Origin of the sequence: Pseudoxanthomonas sp. (assembly GCF_027498035.1) — a bacterium.
Taxonomy (GTDB): domain Bacteria; phylum Pseudomonadota; class Gammaproteobacteria; order Xanthomonadales; family Xanthomonadaceae; genus Pseudoxanthomonas_A.
The window spans coordinates 1,542,084-1,566,576 of sequence record NZ_CP114978.1 but is presented as its reverse complement, the minus strand read 5'-3'; the positions used below and the strand labels follow the sequence as shown (position 1 = coordinate 1,566,576).

Here is a 24,493-nt window from a genome sequence, read left to right as displayed (position 1 = left end):
CGGGCGCGGCCGCTGCTAGCATCGGCACCCATGGATTCCCTGACACATCTGGTTCTCGGTGGCGCCATCGGCGCCGCGCTCGCACCTGCCGGCCAGCGCCGTGCCGCCATCCTGGCCGGCGCGGCGCTCAATACCGTGCCGGACTTCGACGTGCTCCTGCTGCCGCTGTTCACCCACGACCCGGTGCAGTTGATGACCTGGCACCGCAGCTTCCTGCATTCGGTCTTCCTGCTGCCGCTGATTGGCTGGCTCGTCTGGTGGATATGCCGGGTGCGCGGCAAGCGCGTGAATGCAGCACCGGTGCGCTGGTTCTGGCTGATCCAGGCCTGCCTGCTCAGCCATCCGTTGATGGATGCCTGCACCGTCTACGGCACCTCGCTGCTGTGGCCGCTCGATGTACGACCGGCGATGTGGTCCACCTTCTTCATCATCGAGCCGTCTTTCGCCCTGTGGCTGCTGCTGGGCTGCATCGTTGCCTGGTGCGTGCCGGACAAGCGCTGGGGGCGACGTGGCGCCATCATCGGCCTGGGCCTGGCCGCATGCGTGCTGGCCGGTTCGCTGGTGTCCAAGGCGCTGGTGGATCGTGAGGCTGGCCGCGCGCTGGCTGCGATGGGGCTGGCGCATGCGCCGCGCTTTTCCACGCCGATGCCGTTCAGCACCTTGCTGTGGCGGGTGGTGGCGATGACGCCCGACGGCTATGTGGATGGCGAGCGTTCGGTGTTCGATGACGGTCCAATGGTGTTCCAGGGGCATCCGTCCAATACCCAGGCGCTGGCCCAGGCCAAGGCGACCGGCATTCCCGCGGTCACGCGCCTGGACTGGTTCAACCATGGGTTCATGCGCGCACAGGTGCAGGACCAGCGACTGGTGCTGTCGGATCTGCGCATGGGGCTGGACCCGGACTACACCTTCAACTTCGCGGTGGCCACACAGCACGATGGCGGCTGGCAGGCGATCATGCCGGAACAGCTCCACCCGCCGCTGCCGATCTCAGGTGTGTCGGGATTCAAGCGGCTGATCGGCGCGGTCTGGTCCCGCACCTGGCATCCCGGGGACATGCCGTTGCGCGACGCGATTATCGCGCCGGACACTCAGGCGGCGGCTGCGAATCCGGACGGCACGCCGGCTTCCAGCGCGTCGAAGTAATCGGCGGTCAGGCGCAGCTGTTCTTCCGCGTCGTTGGCGCGGTTGACCACCGCGCGGAAGGCCGCGTTCTCGGGCCGGTCCTTCGCGTACCAGCCCAGGTGCTTGCGTGCGATGCGCACGCCCTGCAATTCGCCATAGAAGGCATGCAGCGCGCGCAGGTGGCCGAGCAGGATGGTGCGGACCTCTGCAATCGGCGGTGGCGGGAGTTCCTCGCCGGTGGCCAGGAAGTGGGCGATCTCGCGGAAGATCCACGGACGGCCCTGCGCGGCGCGGCCGACCAGAACCGCGTCGGCGCCGGTGGCACGCAGCACCTGCGCGGCCTTGTGTGGTGAATCCACATCGCCATTGGCGAACACTGGAATCGTCAGCGCCGCCTTGATCGCGGCGATGGTGTCGTACTCGGCCGTGCCGGTGTAGTGCTGGTCACGGGTGCGGCCGTGCACGGCCAGCGCGGCGATGCCGGCGTCTTGGGCGATGCGCGCGATCACCGGCGCATTGCGATGTTCGGCATCCCAGCCGGTACGGATCTTCAGCGTTACCGGCACGTCCACGGCGCGGACGACTGCATCGACGATGCGGCCCACCAGCGCTTCGTCGCGCATCAGCGCCGAACCGGCCCAGGCGTTGCAGACCTTCTTGGCCGGGCAGCCCATGTTGATATCGATGATCTGCGCGCCGTGGTCGACGTTGTAACGCGCGGCCTCGGCCAGCTGCTGCGGCTCGGTGCCGGCGATCTGCACGCTGACCGGGGCCGGCTCGCCGGCGTGGTCCATGCGCCGCAGTGACTTGTCGGTCTTCCAGAAACGCGGGTCGCTGGTGGTCATTTCCGACACCGCCAGCCCCGCGCCGAGCTGTTTGCACAGCTGCCGGAACGGCTTGTCGGTGACCCCGGCCATCGGCGCCAGGATCAGCGGCGGATCGATCGAGTAGGGGCCGATGCGCATGCGTGGGTCCGCCGCGTTCCTCAGGCTTCCGGGGTCAGCTTCGGCATCGACACGGCGGCACCTTCGCTTTCGGTCGAGCGCGCGGCGAAACGATTGGCGAAGCGCACGTGTACGTTGAACGCGGCCTGCGGCGCATGCGCCAGCGACGCAGCCAATGCGCCATTGAAGGCATCGCCGGCGCCGGTGGTGTCCACGGTCTGCGCGCTTTCGGCCGCGACGCGGTAGTAGGGCTGGGTGTCGCCGCGCAGCTGCTCGTCTTCATGCGAGACGAACACGCCGACCGCGCCCAGCGTCACCACCACGGTGCCACCGGGCAGCAGCTGGCGGCACAGGCCATGCAGGGTGTTGCCGTCCAGCGCGGCGACGTCGTCGCCTTCCATGCGATGGCCGACGTGGCGGCCCAGCAGGCTGGCGAACTCGGTCTCGTTGGGGGTCAGGATGTCGCTCTGGCGCAGCAGCGAAATGCTGGCCACGGCATTGGCGGGCGCGGCATTGAGGATGGTCACGACGCCGGCGGCGCGTGCGGCGGTGATGGCCGCCTCGATGCTTTCCAGCGGTGACTCCAGCTGCGCCAGCACGACTTTCGCGCCGGCCAGCACGGCCTGCTGCCCGGCGATGAAGGCCGTGCTCAGGGTGAAGTTGGCGCCCGGGCCGATCACGATGGTGTTGCGGCCGTGGCTGTCCACGTAGATACCGCCGGTGCCGGTGGGCTCGACGCTCTCCTCGGCGATGACCTGCACGCCGTCCTGTGCGGCCAGCTCACGCGCCATCGCGCCGCCTGGATCATGGCCGAGCGAACACACGAACGCCGTCGACGCGCCTGCGCGCGCAGCCGCAATGGCCTGGTTGAAGCCCTTGCCACCCGGGCCGGAGCTGTAGCGACCGGCGATGGTGGCGCCCGCGGCGGGCAGCGCATCGCAGCGCCAGACGTGGTCGACATTGAACGAGCCGACGACAACGACAGAACTCATGTGCATCTCTTCTTCGATAGTAACGGCCGCTTGCGCTGCCGCGTTGGGGGGCGCAAGTATGCCGCAGGCGGCCGTGTGGCCGCCGCACGCGATCCCGGTTTGCTGAATGAAAATCGGCGGATCGGGCGGAAAGGCCCGTCGCGCCGGGGCTTCAGCTGAAGTGGGTCAGCACGCCGGCGATGGTCGCGGTCATGAACGTGGCCATGGAACCACCCAGCACTGCGCGCAGGCCGAAGCGGGCCAGATCGGCGCGCCGCTCCGGGGCCAGGCCGCCGATGCCGCCGATCTGGATCGCGATCGAGCTGAAATTGGCGAAGCCGCACAGGGCGTAGGTCGCGATCAGCCGGCCTTCGCTGCTCAGCGACATGCCCGGCACCTGGCCGTTCACGATCTGGGCCAGCTCGGAGTAGGCGACGAATTCATTGATCACCACCTTCTGGCCGATCAAGGCGCCGACCGTGGTCGCATCGGCCCACGGCGTGCCGATCACCCAGGCGATCGGCGCCAGCACGTAGCCGAAGATGGTGGCCAGGTTGGTCGGGTGGCCGATCATCGCGGCCAGGCCGGTCACCTCGCCCAGCCAGGTCAGCGGCGCATTGATCAGCGCGATCAGCGCGATGAAGGCCAGCAGCATCGCGCCGATGTTCAGGGCCAGGCGCAGGCCATCGCCGGCGCCCGCGGCTGCGGCATCGATGATGTTGCTGGTGGTCTTTTCCACTTCCATCTTGACCGTGCCGCGGGTCAGCGGCGTGCCGGTTTCCGGGATCAGGATCTTGGCGATCACCAGGGTGGCCGGTGCGGCCATGATCGAGGCGGCCAGCAGGTGCTTGGCATAGAACTGCTGCTGCGCCGGGTCGCCGCCGCCGAGCATGCCGACGTAGGCGGCCAGCACGCCGCCAGCGATGTGGGCCATGCCGCCGATCATCATGGTGATCAGCTCGGACTCGGTCATCTTGGGGATGTACGGGCGCACGGTCAGCGGCGCCTCGGTCTGGCCGATGAACACGCTGGCGCAGACGCTGGTGGTTTCGGCGCCCGACACGCGCATCACCTTGGTGATCGCCCAGGCCATCACCCGCACCACGGCCTGCATCACGCCCAGGTGATACAGCACGCCCATCAGCGCAGAGAAGAAAATGATGGTCGGCAGCACCTGGAAGGCGAAGATGAAGCCCATTTTCGGCACGTCCATCAGGCCGCCGAAGATGAAGTTCGAGCCTTCGGCCACGAAGCTCAGGACCTTCACGAAGACCTTGCCCAGCCAGTCGAAGACATCGCGGCCACCTGGCACCAGCAGCACCAGCGCGGCGAAACCGATTTGCAGGATCACGCCGGTGATGACCAGCTTCCAGTCCACGGCGCGCTTGTTGTTGGAAAACAGCCAGGTGATGCCGAGCAGCACGACCAGACCGAACAGGCCAAACGCGGCCCGCGATACACCTTCCAGCATTTGCTTCCCCAAAAGAACGCGCGACTTCGAATCCGGCAGCCTAGTGGAGGGCGCGATTCGCGGCAAGGCAGGCGCCGGGATTCAACCTGGAAGGCTTGCGGGGCCTGGATTTCCCCGGATTTGCGCAGGTGCGGGGTGTCCCGCTGCATGCCGGTGCGCGCAGGTTATTCGCAGGGACGGGGGCTGCTGTCAGGCGCTGGCGACAGGATGAAGCTTGCCGGCACGCCGCCCTTGACCGGCTGGCTGCCGAAGGATTCGCGATAGAGCTTCTGCGCCTGCTGTTCGGCCTGGGCCCGCTGGCGTGCATCCAATACGCCGGGCGAGGGCGGCGCGCCCGCACGCAGATAGGACAGCAGCAGGTTGTAGGCATAGGCCTGTACCGGATCATCGGCGACCCGTGCGTCGAACAGGCCCAGGTCATCGGCATAGGCGGAGGCCAGCAGTTGGGCGGCCAGCGGGTTGCCTGCATGCAGTGCGCGCAGTGCCATCGGCAACGCGTCCGCGTACCAGTCGCTGAAAGCGGGGTCGTGCAGGTAGCCCGGCGCGTCCGGCGGTTGTGGCGAGGCTGGATAAAACGGACCGCTGGCATAGCGCAGCATCGCGTCGGTGTTGCCGGCCATGGCGGCCTTGCGCAGGTATGCGGCGGCGCGGCCACGCAGGTCGTCGTCAATGCCTTCGCAGTAGTTGGACAGGTCGGCATTGCCTGGCCGGGATTGACCCGTGGCGCTGTCGTGGCCCGGCGTGGTGGCTGCGGTGGGTGCCCGCGCCAGGTTGCACAGGCTTGCTTCTGCACCGATCCGGCAGGCGGCACGCGCATCGCCGGCATCGGCACGTCGCCGCACCGCATCCAGGTTTGGACCGAGCGGCTCGCCCCAGGGTGGCATCGGCGCGGTGGAAGCGGGCGCGCTGAAGGGCGGCGCGCGTTCCTCGCGGGCGCCACCAAAACGATTCATCTCTTCATTGCCCTTGGCCGTCTGCGCGGCATGTGCGGCGATCTGCGACGACATCGCCGACGCGTCGTGGGCCTGTTGGCGCCAGCGCCAAGTGCCCAGTGCCACGGCGGCCAGGACCAGCAGTCCCATCATCAGGTTGAACCGGCCGCGCGGGGTCACGGCACTTTCCTTGGTCGTTGCATGGCGGGCAGTCTGCCACGGCGTGAAGGCAGGGCCGCGGGTCGGGAGGGCCTTTGCTCATGCCGCATCTTCATTGGCGGAAGCGATCGGAGTTATTTGACTCTTGAATGAGAATGATTATCATCACTCTCGAATCGTCCACGGAGTTCCGCCATGAATGTCCACACCGTCGTCTTCCCCCAGAACGATCTGCGCACCGTCGACCGCACCCCCCGGGTGGTGCCGCCAGCCGAGACGCTCAGCAGCGAAGCCCTGCTCAAGGGACGCCGCGAAATCCTGATCCAGCACGGCGACCGCACCTATCGCCTGCGCCACACCAGCAACGACAAGCTGATCCTCACCAAGTAATCCCCGCGCAGTCCCTGGACGCGGCTGCGGCAGGTTTGCCGGCCAGGCGGGCGTATCGGGTCTGGTTCCGATACGCATGGCTGGTGAAACCGTGGTGCCCCTGCGCCGTCGCGGCCAGTCGTTCGCACCGACCACGGGCCGATGCCAGGCACCGCGCCGCAGTCGATCTTCCAGTGGAGTGCCCGCCGTCATGCTCACCCAGTCCGCTGTTCTTGAATCCCGGTTCGAAGACGATGCCCTGCCGCAGCCGCGCCAACTGGCGGCGCTGGGCACGGTGCTGTGTCTCTACCGCCCGCAGCAGGGCAGTGAGCTAGCCGGCTGGAACCAGGCCGTACGCGCGCAGATCCAGGTTGGCGTTGAAAGTGACGGCCTGCGCGAAAGCTTGTTGTTCTTCGACCGCGACGACAATTGCTGCTGGCGGTTGTGCCTGCTGCCGGACAGCGACTTCCTGGCCTGGGACCAACTGGGGACCAAGCTTCCCAGCAGTCATGCCATTGGCAACGCCGGGCGCGGCGTGGGCGAACGGCTCTGGCAGCGTCTCGCACGCCGCCTCACGGGCGAGCAGTGGCGCGCCTGTCCGGTGCGCCTGCACGCGATGCCGCAGGCTGCGGCGTCGCCAGTGCTGGCGGCCAGCCTGACCACCGTTTCCGCGCTGGGCGCGGCCACGACGCGCGAGATCGTGCGTGCGGAAGGCGCCGAACTGGCTGCCTGGGACGACTGCTGTTGTGCGCAGGCTGCGCTGCGCTCGGTCAATGCCGCGCCGCGCGCGGGTGAACTGGCCGATTTCATTTTCAGACCTGAGTTGGATGTGCGTCGATGAACCCTGTTATCCCTGCCGCCTCGTTGGCGGCATTGCTGCTGGCCAGTGCCAACGCGTTCGCAGCTGAACCCGCCGCTGCCGATCCGGTGCGCGACCACGCCGCCATCATGAAGATCCCCGGCGAGTACGCCGTGGATTTCGCCTTCGACGAAACCGTGCTGCTGCAGCCGGGTTACGAACGCGCAGCAGCCATGCGCAGCGGTGGCGATGAAGCGATCATCGTGATCGAGGACACGCCGACCAAGGTGGTGCTGCAGCACCTGCTGGTGGATGGCAAGAGCGGCCATGTGACCAAGCACTGGCGCGAGGACTGGGTGTACGAAGCACCTCAGCGTTTCGAGTTCACCTCCGACCAGACCTGGACCGTGCGCGTGCTCTCGCCGCAGGAAACGGCTGGCGCCTGGACCCAGTGCGTGTACGAAGTCAGCGATGCGCCGCGCTACTGCGGCACCGGGCGCTGGGTCTACAACGATGCCTCGGCGACCTGGACCAGCGACGAGAGCTGGCGACCGCTTCCGCGCCGCGAATACACCCGTCGCAGCGACTACAACGCACTACGCGTGACCAACCGCCACACCGTCACGCCCAATGGCTGGACCCACGAGCAGTTCAACACCAAGGTGCTGCGCAAGCCCGATGGCAGTCTTGTGGAAATCGCGCGCGAATCCGGCTTCGATGATTACCACCGCGACAGCCAGGTCGACTTCGCCCCGGCCTACAGCTACTGGAAGGCGACCCATGCGTTCTGGGCTGGCGTGCGCAAGCGCTGGGCGGTGTACCTGGACCAGCCGCCGGGCGTACACCTGAAGACCAAGCTGGATGGCATGACCATGATCATGCCGCTGTTCGAACAGGCCGCCACGCTGGAAGCCGGTGGCAAGGTCAAGGCTAGGGACACCGATGCGGTGTTCGCCCAGTGGGTCGAAGCCGCACCCAGCCTGCCCTGAGTGTCGCCGCGCCGGTGCAACGCCGGCGCAGGCCTATAATCGAAGACGCAGGAGCGTCCTGGCGCAGGACGACGCAAGGGAAGGGGAGTGCAATGGGTACTGGAATGATCCTGGCCGCGGTGATCGTGGTCTTCGTCGTGGTCACGCTGTTCAAGGGCGTGCGCGTGGTGCCGCAAGGCTTCGAATACACGGTCGAGCAGTTCGGCAAGTACACCAACACGCTCTCGCCAGGGCTGCACATCCTGATTCCGTACATGCAGGGTGTTGGCCGCAAGGTCAACATGATGGAGCAGGTGTTCGAAGTGCCTTCGCAGGACGTGATCACCAAGGACAACGCCGTGGTGAAGGTCGACGGCGTGGTGTTCTTCCAGGTGCTCGATGCGGCCAAGGCCGCCTATGAAGTGTCCAACCTGGACCAGGCGATGGTCGCGCTGATCCAGACCAACATCCGCACCGTGATCGGCTCGATGGACCTGGACGAGTCGCTCAGCAACCGCGAGGCGATCAATGCGCGCCTGCTGGGCGTGGTCGACCACGCCACCAGCCCGTGGGGCGTCAAGGTCAACCGAATCGAGATCAAGGACATCCAGCCGCCGCGCGACCTGGTCGATTCGATGGCCCGGCAGATGAAGGCCGAACGCGACAAGCGTGCCTCGATCCTGGAAGCCGAGGGCGCGCGTCAGTCGGAAATCCTGCGCGCCGAAGGCGAGAAGCAGGGCGCGATCCTGGCCGCCGAAGGCAAGCGCGAAGCGGCCTATCGCGAAGCCGAGGCGCGCGAGCGCCTGGCCGAGGCCGAAGCAAAAGCCACCACGCTGGTGTCCCAGGCGATCTCCGATGGCAACGTGCAGGCGATCAATTATTTCGTCGCACAGAAATACGTCGAGGCGTTCAAGGAACTGGCCAGCGCGCCCAACCAGAAATTCGTGCTGATGCCGATGGAAGCCAGCGGCATGATCGGCTCGCTCGGCGGCATCGCCCAGCTGGCCAAGCAGGCGCTGGGCGAAGACACGCCCCGACCGCCGGCGATCCCGCCGCGCGCGCCACGCAGCGGCGTCTGAGCCGTGGCCACGCGGTTGGCCTTCTGGGCAGTGCTGGCGCTGGTGCTGTTCGCAGCCGAAGCGCTGGTGCCCGGCGCTTCGCTGATGTGGCTGGGCCTGGCGGCCGTGGCGATGATGGGGGTGATGCTGGTCGCGCCCGGGTTGGGCATCCTGCCGCAGGCTGCATTGTTCGCGGTCTTCGCCATCGCCTCGGTGCTGGTCTACCGGCGCTGGTTCCGTGCCCGTGGGCAGCGTAGCGACAAGCCGTTGCTCAATCGTCGCGCCGACCAGCTGGTCGGCCAGACCGCGCTGCTGGACCAGGCCATCGTGCGCGGCCGCGGCCGTATCCAACTGGCCGACACCTACTGGACCGTGGAAGGCCCCGATCTGCCCGCCGGCGCGGCGGTGCGGATCGTCGCCACCGATGGCATGACCTTGCAGGTGGAAGCCGCCTGAGTCGGTGCATGTGGCGCCGGTCACGCTACCGCGGGCCGGCCCATCTGGAATAATGCCGGCCTCTTTGGAAGGACCAGGCCCATGACCCAGAAGACGATCCTCAACGACAGCCACCGCGCGCTCGGCGCCAAGATGGTGGACTTCGGCGGCTGGGACATGCCGATCAGCTACGGCTCGCAGATCGAGGAACACCACGCCGTGCGCGCCGACGCGGGCATGTTCGACGTCAGCCACATGACCGTGGTCGACCTGCGCGGTCCGCGCACGCGCGAATTCCTGCGTTACCTGGTGGCCAATTCGGTCGACAAGCTCAAGAAGCCGGGCAAGGCGCTGTACACCGCGATGCTGGACGAAAAGGGCGGCGTGATCGACGACCTGATCGTCTACTTCATGGAAGACGCCTACTTCCGCCTGGTCGTCAACGCCGCCACCCGCGACAAGGACCTGGCGTGGATCAACAAGCAGGCCGCCGCCTACGGCGTGCAGGTGAGCGAGCGCCCGGAGCTGTCGATGATCGCCGTGCAGGGCCCCAACGCCCGCGCCAAGGTGATCGGCCTGCTGCGTGAGGGCGACCGCGAAGCGGCCGACAAGCTGCTGCGCTTCGCCGCTTTGGAAGCGCGGAGCGCACAGGGTGCCGAGCTGTTCCTCGCGCGCACCGGCTACACCGGCGAAGACGGTTTCGAGATCGTGCTGCCGACCGATGCGGCGGTGGCCTTCTGGGATGCGCTGCTGGAAGCGGGCGTCAAGCCGGCTGGCCTGGGCGCGCGCGACACCCTGCGCCTGGAAGCGGGCATGAACCTCTATGGCCAGGACATGGACGAAACCGTGTCGCCCTACGAGGCGGCGATGGGCTGGACCGTGACCCTGGATGACGGTCGCGAGTTCGTAGGCCGTCCCGTGCTGGAGGCACAACACCTGCAGGGCGCGCCGCGCCAGCTGATCGGTCTGGTGATGGATGAGAAGGGCGTGCTGCGCCATGGCCAGAAGGTCATTACCGCCCAGGGTGACGGCGAGATCCTGTCGGGCACCTTCTCGCCGACGCTGGGCAAGGCCATCGCCTTCGCGCGCGTGCCCTCGGGTGAACCGGGCGACGTGCGCGTGGACATCCGCGGTCGCGAAGTGCCGGTGCGCGTGGTCAAGTTCCCGTTCGTGCGCGATGGCCAGGCCCAGCCTGGTGTGCTCGCCTGACTGACGAGCGCGCAAGCGATCATGGCCGCGACCCTCGACTACTTCGTCACCCTGCATTCGCCCTGGTCCTATCTGGGACACCAGGCGTTCCTGGACATGGCCGCGCGCCACGGTGCGCAGGTGCGGGTACGGCCGGTGCGGATCTTCGACCTGTTCGCCGAAGTGGGTGCGCTGCCGTTGGCGCAGCGGCCGCCGGCGCGACAGTCGTACCGGCTGATCGAACTGCAGCGCGTGCGTGAGCAGCGCGGCCTGCCGCTCAACCTCAAGCCGAAGTTCTATCCCTGCGACATCGCGCTGGCCGATCGCATCGCCATCGCGCTGATCGAGCAGGGCCACGCGCCACATATATATATATGTCTGCCGCATACGAAGCGCTGTGGGTGCATGACCAGGACCTGGCCGACGCCAATGTGCTGGCTGGCCTGCTGCAGGTGCAGGGCTTCGATGCTGAGGCGGTGCTGGCCCTGGCGTGCGACGAACGGGTCGAAGCGATCTACCGCGACAACACCCAGGCGGCGATCGACGCTGGCCTGCCGGGGCTGCCAGGTTACGTGCGCGATGGCGAGCCGTTCTGGGGCCAGGACCGCATCGACCTGCTTGACGCTGCGCTGACCAGCGGCAGGGCGCCGTACCGCGCCGGCTGACAAGTCGCCTGCGCCTTTCGCTAAACTTGGTTCCATTCCCACCACTGCCTTCGGCCGGAGCAACCCCATGAGCGAGATCCCTGGCGATCTGAAATTTCTCAAGTCCCACGAGTGGGCACGCGTCGAAGGAAACGGTCGCGTCACTGTCGGCATTTCCGATCACGCCCAGGGCCTGCTGGGTGATCTGGTCTACGTCGAACTGCCGGGCGTCGGCGACACCGTCGCCGTCGGGACGGCCAGCGCCGTGGTCGAGTCGGTCAAGGCCGCCTCGGATGTGTATAGCCCGGTGTCGGGCACGGTGGTGGAGGTCAACGACGCGCTGGCCGACAAGCCGGAAACCATCAACGAAGACGCCTACGGCGAGGGCTGGCTGTACGTGGTCGAGATCAGCAACGCCGACGAGCTCGGCGACCTGCTGGACCCGGACGAGTACGCCGAGCAGATGGACGAAGAGGAAGACTGAGTCTTCGCTTGCCGATGGCCGGCATGCCGGCCAGCTTGAACCGAACAACGCCGCGTCGAAGGACGCGGCGTTTTTGTTTGCCCGTTCCGATCACCTGTCGGTATCGAATGATGACGAAAGGTGATGTGCGCTACCGGCGCAAAGGTGGCGGAGCGGCCTTGCACCACGTCGGCGCGCGTCGAAAAGTTTGCGCAGTTCGCGCGCAACGTTGCTTGTGCGGCGCGAAAAGCCGAAAGAAAAAACAGGCGGGATCAGCCGCGATTCAACTGCGCGACGCGCCCGGTTCGCGTGGACGTTGCGGGTGAGGTGCGATCACCTGCACGCGAAATGCATCAGGCATGCATGCATGAAACATCATAAAAAAAGCACTCTGATAAAAATGGCGTCGCTGCCCGCGGCTTTCATCGCGTGCATTGGCAGTGTGTGCATCGCGGGGATGCCCGGATGGAAGGGGCGACGCCTGAAAAAAAGCTTGGAAGTTTTTATGAAAAGTAGTTGACACCTATAAAAACCGTGATTAGGTTTCGCCCCAACGCATCTCACGCACCATCAACGCAAGCGAGCCGGTCATCGCGACGAAACGCACAACGACAAGGTCATCCGCCCGCACCCCGAAGAGGATGGTCGAAGGCTTCGCTTCCCCCGAAGAAATTCAGCACCTGATCCAGGACACCTGCGCCACCCCGGCCGCAGGTGTCTTTGCATGGTCAGGTGTGCGACGCGGGCTGTGGTCTGCGTCGAACAAGATCCGCCCCAGCGCGCATGGCGCGTCGGCGGCTGCATGCGGGTCCGACTCCCGCGGCGTTTTGAGTACTGGGCTTGGTACCGGATGTTTCATCCAAAGTAATCACTGACGAGGAGCCATCACATGGCAACGAAGAAAGCTGTAAAGAAAACGGCCAAGAAGGCCACCAAGAAGGTCGCCAAGAAAGCGGCCGTCAAGAAGGCCGTGAAAAAGGTCGTGAAGAAGGCTGCCAAGAAGGTCGCCAAGGCCAAGAAGGCAGTGAAGAAGGTCGTGAAGAAGGCTGCCAAGAAGGTCGCCAAGAAGCCGGCCAAGAAAGTAGCGAAGAAGGCCACCAAGAAGGTTGCCAAGAAAGCTGCCGCCAAGAAGGTCGTGAAGAAGGCTGCCAAGAAGGTCGCCAAGAAGCCGGCCAAGAAAGTAGCGAAGAAGGTCGTCAAGAAGGCTGCCAAGAAGGCGCCGGCCAAGAAAGCGCCTGCCAAGAAAGTAGCCAAGAAGAAGGTTGCCAAGAAGAAGTCGGCCCCGGTCGCGCTTCCCGCGACGCCGGCTCCGCTGATCTAAAAAAGATCGCGGCAACTGCGACACGCAAGACCTCAATGAAACCTCCTTCCCGGTGCCCAGCGGGAAGGAGGTTTTTTTTCGCCCGTGTTCCGGAGGTCGGCTGGATCAATGGCAGGGGAGAAGCGGTCCACTGAATGGAGGTTCCGCCCGGGGTCGCGCCAAAAGAAAACGCCGGGACATGCCCGGCGTTTTTCATCGCTGCCTGGGTGCGAGCCCTCAGCGCGGTGCGGCGACGGCCTTGCCCGACGATGCACCGGCTTCGTCGTCATCAATGGCGTCGTCGCCGGCGGCCATGTGCAAAGCCTGCGGCAATGGGTGGCCGTTGGTCTGGGCTAGCAGCAGTTGCTTGCCCAGCTCGGTGTTCAGCCACTGCTGCGGTGGCAGACCCAGGGCGGTGTCCAACACCGTCGGCAGCAGGCCTGAAGGCAATGGGCTGGTGCTGTTCCACAGGATCGCCACGCCGAAGTCGCGCCCCGGAACCATGGCGACCAGGCCGCGATAGCCTTCGACCGCGCCGGCATGGAATACGACCTGCTGGCCGGAATAGTCCAGCACGCGCCAGGCCAGTGCGTAGCTGGCCGAGTCGACGCGGGCGCCGCGCCAGCCGGCGCGCATTTCGCCGGGGGTGTTGATCAACGGCGCGTGCAGCGTGGCCAGCAGCGGCGCGGGCAGGACGTCGGGGCGATGGCCCAGGTGGGCCAGCAGCCATTGCGCCATGTCGCTGGCACTGGCATTGACGCCTGCCGCGGGGGCCAGGCGGTAATAGGTGGGCTTGGGATCGATCGAGGTCCAGCCGCTGCGCGCGCGCACATGCGGGCGGGCCCAGCTGGCGCTGTTCTCGATGCCGGCCAGGCCGATGCTGGCGTCGTTCATGCCCAGTGGCTTGAAGATGCGCCGGTCCACGACCTGGTCGTAGAAGCTGCCGGTCGCGGCGAAGACCACGTCGCCGATCAGGCTGAAGGCGACGTTCTGGTACTCGTAGCATTCGCCCGGCTTGCAGCCCAGCGGTGCGGTCGCCAGCTTCTGCGACACGGTGTAGTAGTCGGCGTTGGATTCGATGTCGCGGTCGAAGGCGTTGTGCCAACGCAGGCCAGTACGGTGGCTCAGCACGTCGGCCACCGTGACCTGGCGGGTGGCGACCGGATCGATCAGCTGGAAGCGTGGCACATAGTCAGAGACCTTGCTGTCCCAGCGCAGCAGGCCGTCATTGACCAGCAGGCCGGTCATGGTGCCGGCGAACGCCTTGGACAGCGATGCCAGGCGGAACACGGTGTGGGCATTGATCGGCTGCGGGTGGCGAACGTCGGTGACGCCGTAACCGCGGGCGCTGATGACACGGCCGTCCTGGACGATGGCCATCGCCAGGCCGGGAATGCGCTCACCGACAGTCAGGTCATTGGCCAGCGCCTCAAATGCGGCGACATCGAACCCGGCCGCGACCGGCCGGATCTGCGCGGGATTCAGCGCAGTGCGATAGGGCAACGGCTTGGTCGGCGATTCATACGGTGCAGGCGCGGCGCGCCAGGCATCGGCGGCAGCACTGGAGGACTGGGCCAGTGAACCGACCACGGTCGGCAGCGGGGCGGTCAGCGTCGGCGTCTGGGCGGTCGACGAGAGTGCAAGCGGCAGGAGCATCGCCAGGGAGCTCAATCGCAATGATCGTCCACGGCGCCGCCCACTGTGTTCTTTCATGTGTCCAACGCCCGCCTGATCTCGACCTGACGGGATCATAACGCCGCTTTCCGGTAATCCACAAACGGGAAGAGGTAGCCACGGCATCTTGTTCATCCTGCAGGAATTTTCCGGCTTTTCTGAATACGGGAAATGATGCTCGCTGTGTTCGGAGCGTGTGCTCAAGACCGGATGCCACGTCGCGTGTGCGGTTGCTTTCGATCACCCCGCAATGCGGTCCTGCCAGACCAAAGCGGTAATGACCTCCGGTGACTGGCTGGGCGATCATCTGGCTGATGCCCAATCACACTGCTTCCATCCCACGCCCCGGCGGCGACGCGCTGTTGGGCATCAGCTTCGTCCTGATCTGGTGCACGGGCTATATCGTCGGCAAGCTGGTGGTGGCACACGCGGCGCCATTGACATCGCTGGCGTTGCGCTTCGGGATTGCCGCATTGGTCTTCGGCGTGATGTCGCTGTTGGCGCGGGCGCCGCGCTGCAGCCGTGGGGAGCTGCTGCACAGCGCGGTCACGGGCGTGCTGATGCTGGCGTTGCACTTTGGCTCGGTCTATGTGGCGTTCCAGATGGGCGCCAACGCCGGGGTGTCGGCGCTGGTGATCGGGGCGATGCCGTTGCTGGTGGCACTGGTGGCCACGCTGGATGGCAGCGAACGACTCGGACTGCGGCGCTGGATTGGCATGGCGCTGGGGGTGCTGGGCGTGGTGCTGGTGGTGGCAGACCGGGTCGACGGCGCCACGCCCTTGGCGGCCTGGGGCATGCTGATGCTGGGCCTGCTCGGGATCACTGCCGGCACGCTTTACCAGAAGCGACACGCTGCCCACCTGGACATGCGGCTGGCGCTGACAGTCCAGAACGGCGCGGCGGCGCTGGTGCTGCTGCCGTTCGCACTCGGCGAAGGCTTCCGCTTCGACAACAGCTTCGACTTCTACTGGCCGCTGGCCTGGTTGGTGGTGGTGAACTCGGTCGGCGGGTTCGCGCTGCTGTTCCTGCTGATCCGGCGCGGTGCGGCCACGCAGGTGGCGGCGCTGTTCTTCCTGATGCCGCCGGTGACGGCGGTCTTCGGTCATTTCACCCTGGGCGAGCACCTGACCTGGCTCAAGGCGGCCGGCTTTGCCTGCGCCGCGTCTGGCGTGTGGCTGGCCACGCGGCCGCAGGGCATGCAGCAAGACTGATTCGGCACGCAGTCATGCTACTGGTGTGCTGGCGATGTTGCAGTGCATCGGATACCGTGCGCGCGTGATGACTTTCGAGCTTGCGCACATGGCGTTTTCGCAGCACACGTTGTTGGCAGCGCGATGAATCAGGTCACCCGCAATCCCCACATGATTGGCAGGTTCCGCGACGCACTGGGCGCCTCTCCGCCGCTGATCTGGGCGTTCCTGTATTTCTTCTGTCTGCTCAGCGGCTATTACATCCTGCGACCGGTGCGCGAGGCGATGTCCTCATCCAACGACATCGGCGCGATCTTCCCGCCGGGGATGATCGCCTTCTTCGCCGGGCACGGCCTGCCGCTCAAGGAATTCACGCTGCAGGTGATCTTCACCTGCGTGTTCCTGATCATGCTGGCGCTGCAGCCGGTCTATGGCGCGCTGGTGAGCCGCTTCCCGCGGCGGGTGTTTTTGCCGACGGTATACGGATTCTTCATCGTTACGTTGTTGGGGTTCTACGTCATGTTCGACAGCGGCGTGCCAGGACGCGGCATGGCTTTCATCCTGTGGATCACCGTATTCAACCTGTTCGCGGTTGCAGTGTTCTGGAGTTTCATGGCCGATGTCTTCAGCGATGCCGAGGCGCGCGCCAACTACGGCTATATCGGCGCGGCGGGCACGCTGGGCGCGTTGGCTGGACCGCTGCTGACGCGGCTGCTCGTGGACCGGATCGGTATCGCCAACCTGATGCTGGTTTCGGCTGGTTTCCTGGTCATGTGCGTGGTCTGCATCTATCGGTTGCGGCTGTGGGCCGTGCAGCGCGAGCGGACCCGCAAGCTAGCCAGCGGCGAAGTGCCGATGGGCGGCGACATCCTCGGCGGCCTGAAGCTGATCGCGCGCGAGCCGCTACTGCGCTGGCTGGCGGTGATGGTGATGCTGGGCGTGGGCGTCGGCACGCTGCTCTACAACGAGCAGGCTGCCATCGCGCGCGCCGCCTTCACCACCGCTGACGAGAGCACTCGCTATTTCTCTGGCATCGATCTGGCGGTCAACGGCCTGACCTTGCTGGTGCAGCTTCTGCTCACGCGTGTGCTGCTCACACGCTACGGCATCGCGCCAGCACTGCTGATCCCGGGCGCGGCCATCATCCTGGGCTATGCGATCCTAGCCGCGTCGCCGCTGCCGATGATGGTGGCGATCGTGCAGGTGGTCACACGCGCCAGCGAGTTCTCCCTGGCCAAGCCGGCGCGCGAGACGATCTATACCCGCGTGCCGCGCGAGTGGCGCTACAAGGCCGGCGCGGCGATCGACACGGTGATCTACCGAGGCAGCGATCTGAGTTTCGTTTGGCTGCACAAGCTGCTGTCGGCGTTCGGCTCGCATGTCGTGTTCGGCGCCGGGCTGGTGGTGGCCTCGGGCATGACCGTCAGTGCGTTCCGCCTGCTGCGCGAGGCTAAGAAGCTGCCGGCCGAGCGCCCGCTGCCACCTGCCTGATTCGGCGCTGGCGGCCTGCCGGTGGAGGGGTGCACACTGCGTGCCTGTTCAATCCCGCATGGATCGCCCTGATGTTGACCGCAGCCCTCGTCCTGACCGTCCTGGTCGCCGCGCTGCACCTGTGGTTCCTGGTGCTTGAGATGGTGCTGTGGACCAGGCCGCAGGGCCTGAAGACCTTCCGCATGTCGCCGGAGAAGGCCGAGACCACGCGCGTGCTGGCCGCCAACCAGGGGCTCTACAACGGTTTCCTCGCTGCGGGCCTGCTCTGGAGCGCGCTGCTGCTGCACGACTGGCGCGTCGTGGCGTTCTTCCTGGGCTGCGTCGTGGTGGCCGGAGCCTACGGTGCGGCGACGGTCAGCCGCCGCATCCTGTGGATCCAAGCGCTGCCTGCGGCGCTGGCATTGGCCTGCATCGCACTGGCAGGTTGAGGTTGCTCGCCGCCAGGCGCTTCAGCGTGGCGGTTTAGGGGAAACCCACATCTCCACGTTCGCGATGAAGACCTGTGTTCCTTGCTGGTCGTGGATGGCTACCTCAACCGGCAAGGCGTAGCCCTCGGTCGATTCGCGGATCGGAATCGCAGGCGTGGCGACCGCGTGCTGTGGGCCGACTGCCTTGGCGAGATAGCGCACCTGCATGCCTTTGGGGATCCAGCGCATCGATGCGGGCAGGCTGGCGTCGGTCATCAGGCCGGCGGTGAGTTCAGCCAGGTTGCACAGGGCGATCGCGTGCACGGTGCCGATATGGTTGGTGATGCGGCGGCGGTGCGCGATGCGCGCTTCGCAGCGGCCAGCTTCCAGCACCGTGATGCGTGGCGAGATGCTGCCGAAGTAGGGCGCCTTGAAGCACACGGCTCGTGAAAAAAGCCAGCCGCCGGCGGGCCAGCGCTGCATGCGGCGATAGAGCGACAGGATCGAGGCGGCCATGTACGGGCTCCAGATAAGGCGACGGCGGACCGAAGTCCGCCGTCGCAGGGTCAATCAAAGGTGCGAGGGGGGCGTTTACGCGGCCTCGCGCGACAGGCCGGGTTCCGTCTGCGGACGGTAGCCGGCAGAGCGCAGCTCTTCGGTATCGAAGTCGTCCACGCTGATGGTGTCCATGGTGATCGCACGCAGCTCTTCCAGCTGGGCGCGTTCTTCAATCGTCAGCACGCCTTCGCGGACGGCCTCATCCAGCTGCGAGGTGAAGTCCAGCGCCTCGATGCCCTTGGTCTTGAGGGCCTTGATGAACTTGCGTTCCACCGGCTCGGCCGCCACGGCCTTGGCCAGGTAGCTCGCGATGCGGCCACCGGGATTGTTCTCGCAGGGCGTCAGGAACACGCCGCCGGCCAGTTGGTCGCGCGCGGCGTTGGGCGCCATCAGCAGGGCGGCGACGCGATGGCCCAGGCGATCGCCCGGTGCTTCGGCACGACGGCCCCACGGGAAGATCAGCGCCCACATCACCCAACCCACCGGGCGGATCGGGAAGTTACGCAGTGCGGCCGACAGGGCCAGTTCGATCTCATGCACGCTGTGGTGGAAGGCCCAGGCCAACAGTGGCTGCTCGGCCTGCGGCGCGCCGTCGTCGTGGTAGCGCTTGAGCATCGCGCTGGTCATGTAGATGTGGCTCAGCACATCGCCCAGACGGCCGGACAGCGATTCCTTGAACTTCAGCTTGCCACCCAGCATCAGCATGGACACGTCGGCCATCAGTGCCAGGTTGGCCGAGTAACGGTCCAGCTTGCGGAAGAAGCGCTTGGTGTAGGCATCGCCCGGTGCGGCGCCGATGCGCGCGGCGGTCAGGCCGAACCAGAACGAACGCACGGCGTTGGAAATGCCGAAGCCGATATGCCCGAACAGACTACGGTCGAAGGCTTCCAGGCCGGCGGCGTGATCGGGGTCCTGCGCGGCCTTCATTTCTTTCATCACCCACGGATGGCACAGGATCGCGCCCTGGCCGAAGATCAGCAGGCTGCGGGTCATGATGTTGGCGCCCTCGACCGTGATGCCGATCGGCGCGGCCTGCCAGGAGCGGCCGGCGAAGTTCTTCGGCCCCAGGATGATGCCCTTGCCGCCGACCACGTCCATCACGTCGGACACGACTTCGCGGCCCAGGTTGGTGCAGTGGTACTTGGCGATGGCCGATGGCACCGATGGCACATCGCCACGGTCCACGGCGGCGGCGGTGGCCTGGGCCAGCGCGCTGATCGCATAGGCCTTGCCGCCGATGCGGGCCAAGGCTTCTTCCACACCCTCGAAACGACCGATCGACAGGCCGAACTGCTTGCGGATGCGGGCATAGGTGCCCGTGACCACCGCGCCGAACTTGGCACCACCCGAAGCGGTGGAGGGCAGGGTGATCGAGCGACCCACGGCCAGGCACTCGTTGAGCATGTTCCAGCCCTTGCCGGCCAGGTCCGCGCCACCGATCAGCTGGCTCAGCGGGATGAAGACTTCCTTGCCGTGGATCGGGCCGTTCTGGAACGGCGAGTTCAGCGGGAAATGACGACGGCCGATGTCCACGCCCGGGGTTTCGCGCGGCAGCAGCGCCAGGGTGATGCCGATGTCCTTGGTGTCGCCGATCAGACCTTCCGGGTCGTACATGCGGAAGGCTAGGCCGATCAGCGTGGCGACCGGCGCCAGGGTGATGTAGCGCTTGTCGAAGGTCAGCTTGACGCCCAGCACGTTGGCGCCGTTCCACTCGCCCTTGCAGACGATGCCGTAGTCGGGAATCGACGTGGCGTCGGAACCAGCAAATGGACCGGTCAGGCCGAAGCAGGGCACTTCCAGGCCGGCGGCCAGGCGCGGCAGGTAGTAGTCCTTCTGTTCCTGGGTGCCGTAATGGACCAGCAGTTCACCCGGGCCCAGCGAGTTGGGCACGCCGACCGTGGAGCTGGCGACGGAGGAAACGGAGGAGATCTTCTGGATCACCTTGTGGTGCATCAGCGCGGAGAAGCCCAGGCCGCCGAACTCCTTCGGAATGATCATGCCGAAGAACTTGTTTTGCTTGACGAAGTCCCACACTTCCGGCGGCAGGTCGGCGCGCACGTGGGTGATGTCCCAGTCGTTGATCATCGTGCACAGTTCTTCGACCGGGCCATCGATGAAGGCCTGTTCCTCGGCGGTGAGCTGCGGCTTGGGATAGTTGAGCAGCTTCTGCCAGTCCGGGTCGCCGGTGAACAGTTCGCCTTCGAAACCGACCGAACCGGTTTCCAGGGCGATGCGCTCGGTCTGCGACAGCGGTGGCAGCACCTTGCGGAAGAACTTCATCATCGGTGCGGTGATCAATGCCTTGCGCACCGGCGGGAGCAGCAGTGGCAGGGTGATGGCGGCGACGATGACCGCGGCAACCACGCAGGCAGTGGCGTTGGCGCCCAGCAGCCAGCAGGCGACCAGCGCGCAGGCACTGATCGCGGCCCAGGTGGCCAGGCGCATGCGGTGATAGGCGGCAACACCGCCTGCCAGCAGCACAACGAGGAACGGAACGAGGATGCTCATGGGCGTGCTCCGGAAGCGGAATCGAAATCGTTGTTGAAGAAGCGGGTGTGCCGGGTGCGCGTCAGCGTGCCCAGGTAGTCGAGCACCGCGCCGGTGAATGCGTCGTTGTCGTCACCGGCCAGCATGTGCCCAGCGCGCGGAAGTTGCACGTGCTGCGCATGCGGAACCAGTTTCTGGAACGTGCGGATGTTGTCTTCGGACACCATCTCGCTGCGGCCGCCGCTGACCAGCAGGACCGGGCAGCGGACGTTGCGCGCAGCCTGTGCGATGTCGTCCTGGTGCTGCGCGCTGTCGCGCACCAGATCGTCGACCAGGCGCATGTCCCAATGCCAGCGCCAGCGGCCGTCCTCGCTTTCGTGCAGCAACGGGGCCAGCTCCTGCGCGGAGCGGCGTGGGCGATTGGGCAGGTAGCTGGCGACCAGTTCGGCGGCCTGCTCGGGCGATTCGAAGCCGGTCGGGAAGGCGGTGGCGAACGCCAGTACCTTCGACAAGCCGGCCTGTTCCCAATGTGGGGTGATGTCCACCAGGACCAGTGCCGAAAACAGCCCCGGCCAGCGCGATTCGGCGATCAGGCCGAACAGGCCGCCCATCGATGCGCCGATCAGGACAGGTGGCTCGGGCTGCTCACCGGCCACGATGATCAAGTCATCGATGAACTGTTCGGCATCGTAGGGCTGGTCGTACGCGTTGCGCTGCGAATCGCCGTGGCCACGCGCGTCGTAGGCCAGTCCCGCATAACCATGGTTGGCCAGGGTCAATCCGCTCCTGGTCCAGGCGCCGCGGGTCTGGCCAAAGCCATGCGTATAGAGAAGCGTCGGCAGTCCATGCGACGTTCCCGCCGGAGGCAGGAACGTGCTGGCCTGCAGCCCAGTGCCGCAGGCGCCGGTCAGGCGCACCGTGTCGGGCGAGGCTTGGGGCGCGGGATCTGCGTGCGGAAGAGTGACCATACGCAGAAGTATGGGCCTGCCCTCAAAGTCGCGTCAATCCATACAAGCGTTTGATCGGGAAAGAGTTTGTGCTGCAACGCAGCAAACATACTGCTACGTTCTGTGCCGTATGGTTAAATGCGGCGATGAACACCTCAGCAGCGAATGCCAGGCCGACGTCCTCCACCCGTGCGCCCCGTCTGAGCGCCGATGATTGGGCGCAGGCGGCACTGGACATGGTCGCCGAGCAGGGCATCGCTGCGGTCGCGGTCGAACCGCTTGCGCGCCGCCTTGGCGTCACCAAGGGCAGCTTCTACTGGCATTTCCCGTCGCGCGATGCGCTGCTGCAGGCCGCATTGGAGCGCTGGGAGACGGTCGAGCAGGAAAGCGTCTTCGGCAGCCTCGAGGTCGTGCCGGACCCGCGCCTGCGCCTGCGCCAGCTGTTCTTGCTGGTCGCACACGAGGCCAAGTCACACATCATCTATAGCGAGCTGCTCAAGGCGCTGGACCACCCGGCCGTGCAGCCGGTGATTGCGCGGGTATCGCAGCGGCGCATGGAATACCTGGTCGCCTCGTTCCGTCAGGCTGGACTGGGGCGTACCGACGCCCAGCATCGTGCCCGCCTGGCCTATGCGGCCTACGTGGGCTTCCTGCAGCTGTCGTTGCAGCTGCACCAACCGCGGATGCAGCACGAAGAGTTCGAGGATTACGTCAACCACGTGATCGCCGCGCTCATCCCCAACTGACCTGCGCGGCTTTAAACCTTCCCGCCGTGGTGTGCATCTCACTTGGCATGCTGACCTCGGCCATGACGGCACCCATCGACTCTCCAGGTGAAGACGCCGCTGATGCGGACGTCGCAGCGGCGCGTTCGGCCGCCAGTGGCGACACCAGCGCGTTCGAACAGCTTTACCGGCGGCACGTGGGCCGGGTCCATGGTGTGATCGTGCGCCTGGTCGGTGCCCATGGCGCCCGCGCCGAGGACCTGACCCAGGAAACCTTCGTCCGGGTCTGGCGCGCGCTGCCGGAGTTCCGGTTCGAAAGCGCGCTGTCGACCTGGTTACACCGGATGGCCGTGAACACCGCGCTGATGGAACTGCGCAGTCGCCGCGCCGGTCCACGTTGGGAAGACGAGGCTGATAACGACGACGTGGCGATGATCGACCCGCGTGCCCACGGACCGGCACTGGGCATGGACCTGGAGCGCGCCGTTGCGACCTTGCCGCCGCGCGCCCGCGCCGTGCTGGTCCTGCATGACGTGGAAGGTTGGAAACACGAAGAAATTTCCGTCTCGCTGGGCATGGCGGTCGGAAGTTCGAAAGCACAGCTGCACCGCGCACGCCAGTTGCTGCGCACCCGTTTGGAGGCACACCAATGAACGAACACAACGATGATGACCTGCGGTTCGCCCTGCGCGGCCTGCGCGGCCTGCGCCAGGAGGTCACGCCCGAAAGCGACCTGTGGCCTGGCATCGCCGCACAGTTGGAACCGCGCGTGCCGCAGGTCTCGCCGCTCCGCACGGCCAGACAGCGGCCTTCGCACTGGCAGTCATGGGCCATGGCTGCGGCCGTGGCGGTGATCGCGGTGCTGGGCATGCGCATGACGCCGATGCTGGATGCGCCGCAGCCGACCACGGCACCCACCCACGCGCCGTTGCGAGCCGAGGCCGTGCGCATGACGCGCAGCTACCAGATCGCGCTGGAGCGGATGCAGAGCCGCGGCACGATGCCGGTTGCGCTGGCGCCTGCCGTCCAGGATCTGGACCAGAGTGCCGCCCAGATCCTGGAGGCGATCGACCGTGATCCCCGCTCGCGCCAACTGCTGCAGACACTGCGTTACACCTACGACCGTCGCCTGGCGTTGACCCGCCAGGCCGTCCTGAGCTGAGAGAACCCATCATGCGCACGATCCTTGCCGCCGTTCCGTTGCTGCTGATGGCCCTGTCGGCCCAGGCGGCCACGCCCATCGACCAGACCCGTCCGCTCGACCCGCGTGGCAAGGTGGAAGTGGAGAACATCAAGGGCCGCATCCAGGTGCGTGCCTGGGACCGGTCGGAGGTGCAGATCCGCGGCACGCTGGGTGATGGCGTGGAGAAGCTGGAGGTCGAAGGCGATGGCGACGACCTGCAGATCAAGGTGCGCTACCCGAAGGGCGGCGGCTGGGGCGGCAAGTCTTCCGGTCCGACCGACCTGCAGTTGATGGTGCCGGTCCGCGCATCGCTGGATCTGCATGCAGTGTCGGCCGACGTGGATGTCTCCGGCGTGGCGCCAGACGAACTCTCCATCGAAAGCGTCAGTGGTTCGGTGGTCGTGGCCGCTGCGCCGCGCGAGCTGTCGATCAACAGCGTCAGTGGTGACGTGACTGCCACGGCCAACAGCGGCGAAGTCGACATCCAGACCGTCAGCGGCAGCGTCATCCTGCGTGGCCGTCTCAATGGGGAAGTCGAGGTGGAGACCGTGTCCGGCGACATCAACGTCGCGGTCAAGGACGAGCGCCTGCGCGAGCTGTCGACCAATAGCGTCAGCGGCCGCACGCGCGTGGCGACTGGGCTGGCCCGCAACGGCAAGGTCTCGTTGTCCAGTGTCAGTGGTGGCGTGGTGCTGACCTTGCCGCGTGACCTATCGGCGCACGTGACAGCCGAAACCTTCAGCGGGGACCTCAAGGCGCCCAATGCCACGATCGAGCGCCCGGAGCACGGCCCTGGCCGTTCGCTGGATACCCGCTATGGCAACGGCGAAGGCGAGATCAAGCTCGAAACCTTCTCGGGTGACGCGGAACTGCGCCTGGAATAAGCCGCACACAACGTACTGAAACGAAGAAGGGCGCCGCGCGGTCATCCGCCGGTGCCTTTCTTGCATAGGCAGAGGGTTGAGTGGCGCGCTATCCGCGCGAGGCCATGGATTGGTGATCGAA

General features: G+C 66.2%; 25 protein-coding genes. 17 read left to right on the top strand and 8 right to left on the bottom strand.

All coding sequences use genetic code 11. The features are described 5' to 3' along the window. Nucleotides 1–30: 30 nt before the first annotated feature. Nucleotides 31–1,146, top strand: coding sequence for a metal-dependent hydrolase (locus O8I58_RS06890; RefSeq protein ID WP_298321696.1), 1,116 nt, complete (start codon nucleotides 31–33; stop codon nucleotides 1,144–1,146). Here O8I58_RS06890 and dusB read toward each other — a convergent pair. The 4 genes from dusB to O8I58_RS06870 form a co-directional block, all read right to left on the bottom strand. Then, nucleotides 1,092–2,090: a tRNA dihydrouridine synthase DusB gene (gene dusB / locus O8I58_RS06885; RefSeq protein WP_298321695.1), complete on the bottom strand. Its 999-nt coding sequence runs from the start codon at nucleotides 2,088–2,090 to the stop codon at nucleotides 1,092–1,094. The genes O8I58_RS06890 and dusB overlap by 55 nt on opposite strands. Nucleotides 2,091–2,110: 20 nt before the next feature. After that, nucleotides 2,111–3,061 carry a ribokinase gene (locus tag O8I58_RS06880; protein ID WP_298321694.1) on the bottom strand — a complete coding sequence of 317 codons (951 nt, stop codon included), beginning with the start codon at nucleotides 3,059–3,061 and terminating at the stop codon, nucleotides 2,111–2,113. Between the two features lie 151 nt (nucleotides 3,062–3,212). Then, entirely contained in the window at nucleotides 3,213–4,511 is a 1,299-nt protein-coding gene (locus O8I58_RS06875; RefSeq protein WP_298321693.1) for a NupC/NupG family nucleoside CNT transporter, read from the bottom strand. A gap of 164 nt (nucleotides 4,512–4,675) precedes the next feature. Then, nucleotides 4,676–5,623 carry a hypothetical protein gene (locus tag O8I58_RS06870; protein WP_298321691.1) on the bottom strand — a complete coding sequence of 316 codons (948 nt, stop codon included), beginning with the start codon at nucleotides 5,621–5,623 and terminating at the stop codon, nucleotides 4,676–4,678. A gap of 174 nt (nucleotides 5,624–5,797) precedes the next feature. Here O8I58_RS06870 and O8I58_RS06865 point away from each other — a divergent pair, with 174 nt between their 5' ends. The 9 genes from O8I58_RS06865 (at nucleotide 5,798) to O8I58_RS06825 (ending at nucleotide 12,847) form a co-directional block, all read left to right on the top strand. After that, complete coding sequence (locus O8I58_RS06865) at nucleotides 5,798–5,992, top strand: hemin uptake protein HemP (protein ID WP_298321689.1); 195 nt, start codon at nucleotides 5,798–5,800, stop codon at nucleotides 5,990–5,992. Between the two features lie 190 nt (nucleotides 5,993–6,182). Further along, nucleotides 6,183–6,812 (top strand): Hemin transport protein, encoded by a 630-nt coding sequence (locus O8I58_RS06860; protein ID WP_298321687.1) that lies wholly within the window; start codon nucleotides 6,183–6,185, stop codon nucleotides 6,810–6,812. Beyond that, nucleotides 6,809–7,759 (top strand): DUF6607 family protein, encoded by a 951-nt coding sequence (locus O8I58_RS06855; protein ID WP_298321685.1) that lies wholly within the window; start codon nucleotides 6,809–6,811, stop codon nucleotides 7,757–7,759. Before O8I58_RS06860 ends, O8I58_RS06855 begins: the two co-directional genes overlap by 4 nt. Nucleotides 7,760–7,851: 92 nt before the next feature. After that, on the top strand, nucleotides 7,852–8,817 hold the full coding sequence (locus tag O8I58_RS06850) for an SPFH domain-containing protein (protein WP_298321683.1): 966 nt from the start codon (nucleotides 7,852–7,854) through the stop codon (nucleotides 8,815–8,817). A gap of 3 nt (nucleotides 8,818–8,820) precedes the next feature. Beyond that, nucleotides 8,821–9,252, top strand: coding sequence for an NfeD family protein (locus tag O8I58_RS06845; protein WP_298321681.1), 432 nt, complete (start codon nucleotides 8,821–8,823; stop codon nucleotides 9,250–9,252). Between the two features lie 81 nt (nucleotides 9,253–9,333). Continuing rightward, a complete protein-coding gene (gene gcvT / locus O8I58_RS06840; RefSeq protein WP_298321679.1) occupies nucleotides 9,334–10,440 on the top strand; it encodes a glycine cleavage system aminomethyltransferase GcvT in 1,107 nt (368 codons plus the stop codon). A gap of 353 nt (nucleotides 10,441–10,793) precedes the next feature. Next, on the top strand, nucleotides 10,794–11,084 hold the full coding sequence (locus tag O8I58_RS06835; RefSeq protein ID WP_298321676.1) for a DsbA family protein: 291 nt from the start codon (nucleotides 10,794–10,796) through the stop codon (nucleotides 11,082–11,084). Nucleotides 11,085–11,151: 67 nt separating this feature from the next. Then, the gene (gcvH, locus tag O8I58_RS06830) at nucleotides 11,152–11,547 is read left to right on the top strand and encodes a glycine cleavage system protein GcvH (RefSeq protein ID WP_298321675.1); all 396 of its coding nucleotides are present in this window, start codon (nucleotides 11,152–11,154) and stop codon (nucleotides 11,545–11,547) included. 868 nt (nucleotides 11,548–12,415) lie between these two features. Next, the gene (locus O8I58_RS06825) at nucleotides 12,416–12,847 is read left to right on the top strand and encodes a hypothetical protein (RefSeq protein ID WP_298321673.1); all 432 of its coding nucleotides are present in this window, start codon (nucleotides 12,416–12,418) and stop codon (nucleotides 12,845–12,847) included. Between the two features lie 216 nt (nucleotides 12,848–13,063). On the opposite strand, the gene O8I58_RS06820 is transcribed toward O8I58_RS06825, so the two are convergent. After that, nucleotides 13,064–14,539, bottom strand: a complete 1,476-nt coding sequence (locus O8I58_RS06820; RefSeq protein ID WP_298321672.1) for a serine hydrolase domain-containing protein — start codon at nucleotides 14,537–14,539, stop codon at nucleotides 13,064–13,066. A gap of 275 nt (nucleotides 14,540–14,814) precedes the next feature. On the opposite strand from O8I58_RS06820, the gene O8I58_RS06815 reads away from it, so the two are divergent. The 3 genes from O8I58_RS06815 to O8I58_RS06805 all read left to right on the top strand — a co-directional run bounded on the left by O8I58_RS06815 (nucleotide 14,815) and on the right by O8I58_RS06805 (nucleotide 17,609). After that, a complete protein-coding gene (locus O8I58_RS06815; RefSeq protein WP_298321671.1) occupies nucleotides 14,815–15,711 on the top strand; it encodes a DMT family transporter in 897 nt (298 codons plus the stop codon). Between the two features lie 150 nt (nucleotides 15,712–15,861). Then, nucleotides 15,862–17,181 (top strand): NTP/NDP exchange transporter, encoded by a 1,320-nt coding sequence (locus O8I58_RS06810; protein ID WP_298321669.1) that lies wholly within the window; start codon nucleotides 15,862–15,864, stop codon nucleotides 17,179–17,181. Nucleotides 17,182–17,252: 71 nt separating this feature from the next. Further along, the gene (locus tag O8I58_RS06805) at nucleotides 17,253–17,609 is read left to right on the top strand and encodes a DUF1304 domain-containing protein (RefSeq protein ID WP_298321667.1); all 357 of its coding nucleotides are present in this window, start codon (nucleotides 17,253–17,255) and stop codon (nucleotides 17,607–17,609) included. 21 nt (nucleotides 17,610–17,630) lie between these two features. On the opposite strand, the gene O8I58_RS06800 is transcribed toward O8I58_RS06805, so the two are convergent. The 3 genes from O8I58_RS06800 to O8I58_RS06790 all read right to left on the bottom strand — a co-directional run bounded on the left by O8I58_RS06800 (nucleotide 17,631) and on the right by O8I58_RS06790 (nucleotide 21,601). After that, entirely contained in the window at nucleotides 17,631–18,104 is a 474-nt protein-coding gene (locus O8I58_RS06800) for a hotdog fold domain-containing protein (RefSeq protein WP_298321665.1), read from the bottom strand. Between the two features lie 75 nt (nucleotides 18,105–18,179). Further along, nucleotides 18,180–20,654, bottom strand: a complete 2,475-nt coding sequence (locus O8I58_RS06795) for an acyl-CoA dehydrogenase (RefSeq protein ID WP_298321663.1) — start codon at nucleotides 20,652–20,654, stop codon at nucleotides 18,180–18,182. Further along, the gene (locus O8I58_RS06790) at nucleotides 20,651–21,601 is read right to left on the bottom strand and encodes an alpha/beta fold hydrolase (RefSeq protein WP_298321661.1); all 951 of its coding nucleotides are present in this window, start codon (nucleotides 21,599–21,601) and stop codon (nucleotides 20,651–20,653) included. Before O8I58_RS06790 ends, O8I58_RS06795 begins: the two co-directional genes overlap by 4 nt. Nucleotides 21,602–21,726: 125 nt before the next feature. Between O8I58_RS06790 and O8I58_RS06785 the strand changes: the two genes are divergently transcribed. From O8I58_RS06785 to O8I58_RS06770, 4 genes are all read left to right on the top strand, one after another. Then, nucleotides 21,727–22,326, top strand: a complete 600-nt coding sequence (locus O8I58_RS06785; RefSeq protein WP_298321659.1) for a TetR/AcrR family transcriptional regulator — start codon at nucleotides 21,727–21,729, stop codon at nucleotides 22,324–22,326. Nucleotides 22,327–22,388: 62 nt separating this feature from the next. Further along, the gene (locus tag O8I58_RS06780; protein ID WP_298321657.1) at nucleotides 22,389–22,958 is read left to right on the top strand and encodes an RNA polymerase sigma factor; all 570 of its coding nucleotides are present in this window, start codon (nucleotides 22,389–22,391) and stop codon (nucleotides 22,956–22,958) included. Next, nucleotides 22,955–23,467, top strand: a complete 513-nt coding sequence (locus tag O8I58_RS06775) for a hypothetical protein (RefSeq protein ID WP_298321655.1) — start codon at nucleotides 22,955–22,957, stop codon at nucleotides 23,465–23,467. The genes O8I58_RS06780 and O8I58_RS06775 overlap by 4 nt, the downstream gene beginning before the upstream one ends. A gap of 11 nt (nucleotides 23,468–23,478) precedes the next feature. Next, on the top strand, nucleotides 23,479–24,372 hold the full coding sequence (locus O8I58_RS06770) for a DUF4097 family beta strand repeat-containing protein (RefSeq protein WP_298321653.1): 894 nt from the start codon (nucleotides 23,479–23,481) through the stop codon (nucleotides 24,370–24,372). Nucleotides 24,373–24,493 lie beyond the last annotated feature (121 nt).

Bases quoted from the DNA above. Each gene is read 5' to 3' on its own strand.
- O8I58_RS06780 (WP_298321657.1), top strand. From the start codon at position 22,389: ATGACGGCACCCATCGACTCTCCAGGTGAAGACGCCGCTGATGCGGAC.
- O8I58_RS06795 (WP_298321663.1), bottom strand. From the start codon at position 20,654: ATGAGCATCCTCGTTCCGTTCCTCGTTGTGCTGCTGGCAGGCGGTGTT.
- O8I58_RS06785 (WP_298321659.1), top strand. From the start codon at position 21,727: ATGAACACCTCAGCAGCGAATGCCAGGCCGACGTCCTCCACCCGTGCG.
- O8I58_RS06880 (WP_298321694.1), bottom strand. From the start codon at position 3,061: ATGAGTTCTGTCGTTGTCGTCGGCTCGTTCAATGTCGACCACGTCTGG.
- O8I58_RS06775 (WP_298321655.1), top strand. From the start codon at position 22,955: ATGAACGAACACAACGATGATGACCTGCGGTTCGCCCTGCGCGGCCTG.
- O8I58_RS06855 (WP_298321685.1), top strand. From the start codon at position 6,809: ATGAACCCTGTTATCCCTGCCGCCTCGTTGGCGGCATTGCTGCTGGCC.
- O8I58_RS06805 (WP_298321667.1), top strand. From the start codon at position 17,253: ATGTTGACCGCAGCCCTCGTCCTGACCGTCCTGGTCGCCGCGCTGCAC.
- O8I58_RS06820 (WP_298321672.1), bottom strand. From the start codon at position 14,539: ATGAAAGAACACAGTGGGCGGCGCCGTGGACGATCATTGCGATTGAGC.
- dusB (WP_298321695.1), bottom strand. From the start codon at position 2,090: ATGCGCATCGGCCCCTACTCGATCGATCCGCCGCTGATCCTGGCGCCG.
- O8I58_RS06810 (WP_298321669.1), top strand. From the start codon at position 15,862: ATGATTGGCAGGTTCCGCGACGCACTGGGCGCCTCTCCGCCGCTGATC.
- O8I58_RS06825 (WP_298321673.1), top strand. From the start codon at position 12,416: ATGGCAACGAAGAAAGCTGTAAAGAAAACGGCCAAGAAGGCCACCAAG.
- O8I58_RS06770 (WP_298321653.1), top strand. From the start codon at position 23,479: ATGCGCACGATCCTTGCCGCCGTTCCGTTGCTGCTGATGGCCCTGTCG.
- O8I58_RS06860 (WP_298321687.1), top strand. From the start codon at position 6,183: ATGCTCACCCAGTCCGCTGTTCTTGAATCCCGGTTCGAAGACGATGCC.
- O8I58_RS06800 (WP_298321665.1), bottom strand. From the start codon at position 18,104: ATGGCCGCCTCGATCCTGTCGCTCTATCGCCGCATGCAGCGCTGGCCC.
- O8I58_RS06835 (WP_298321676.1), top strand. From the start codon at position 10,794: ATGTCTGCCGCATACGAAGCGCTGTGGGTGCATGACCAGGACCTGGCC.
- gcvT (WP_298321679.1), top strand. From the start codon at position 9,334: ATGACCCAGAAGACGATCCTCAACGACAGCCACCGCGCGCTCGGCGCC.
- O8I58_RS06815 (WP_298321671.1), top strand. From the start codon at position 14,815: ATGCCCAATCACACTGCTTCCATCCCACGCCCCGGCGGCGACGCGCTG.
- O8I58_RS06850 (WP_298321683.1), top strand. From the start codon at position 7,852: ATGGGTACTGGAATGATCCTGGCCGCGGTGATCGTGGTCTTCGTCGTG.
- O8I58_RS06890 (WP_298321696.1), top strand. From the start codon at position 31: ATGGATTCCCTGACACATCTGGTTCTCGGTGGCGCCATCGGCGCCGCG.
- O8I58_RS06790 (WP_298321661.1), bottom strand. From the start codon at position 21,601: ATGGTCACTCTTCCGCACGCAGATCCCGCGCCCCAAGCCTCGCCCGAC.
- O8I58_RS06875 (WP_298321693.1), bottom strand. From the start codon at position 4,511: ATGCTGGAAGGTGTATCGCGGGCCGCGTTTGGCCTGTTCGGTCTGGTC.
- gcvH (WP_298321675.1), top strand. From the start codon at position 11,152: ATGAGCGAGATCCCTGGCGATCTGAAATTTCTCAAGTCCCACGAGTGG.
- O8I58_RS06865 (WP_298321689.1), top strand. From the start codon at position 5,798: ATGAATGTCCACACCGTCGTCTTCCCCCAGAACGATCTGCGCACCGTC.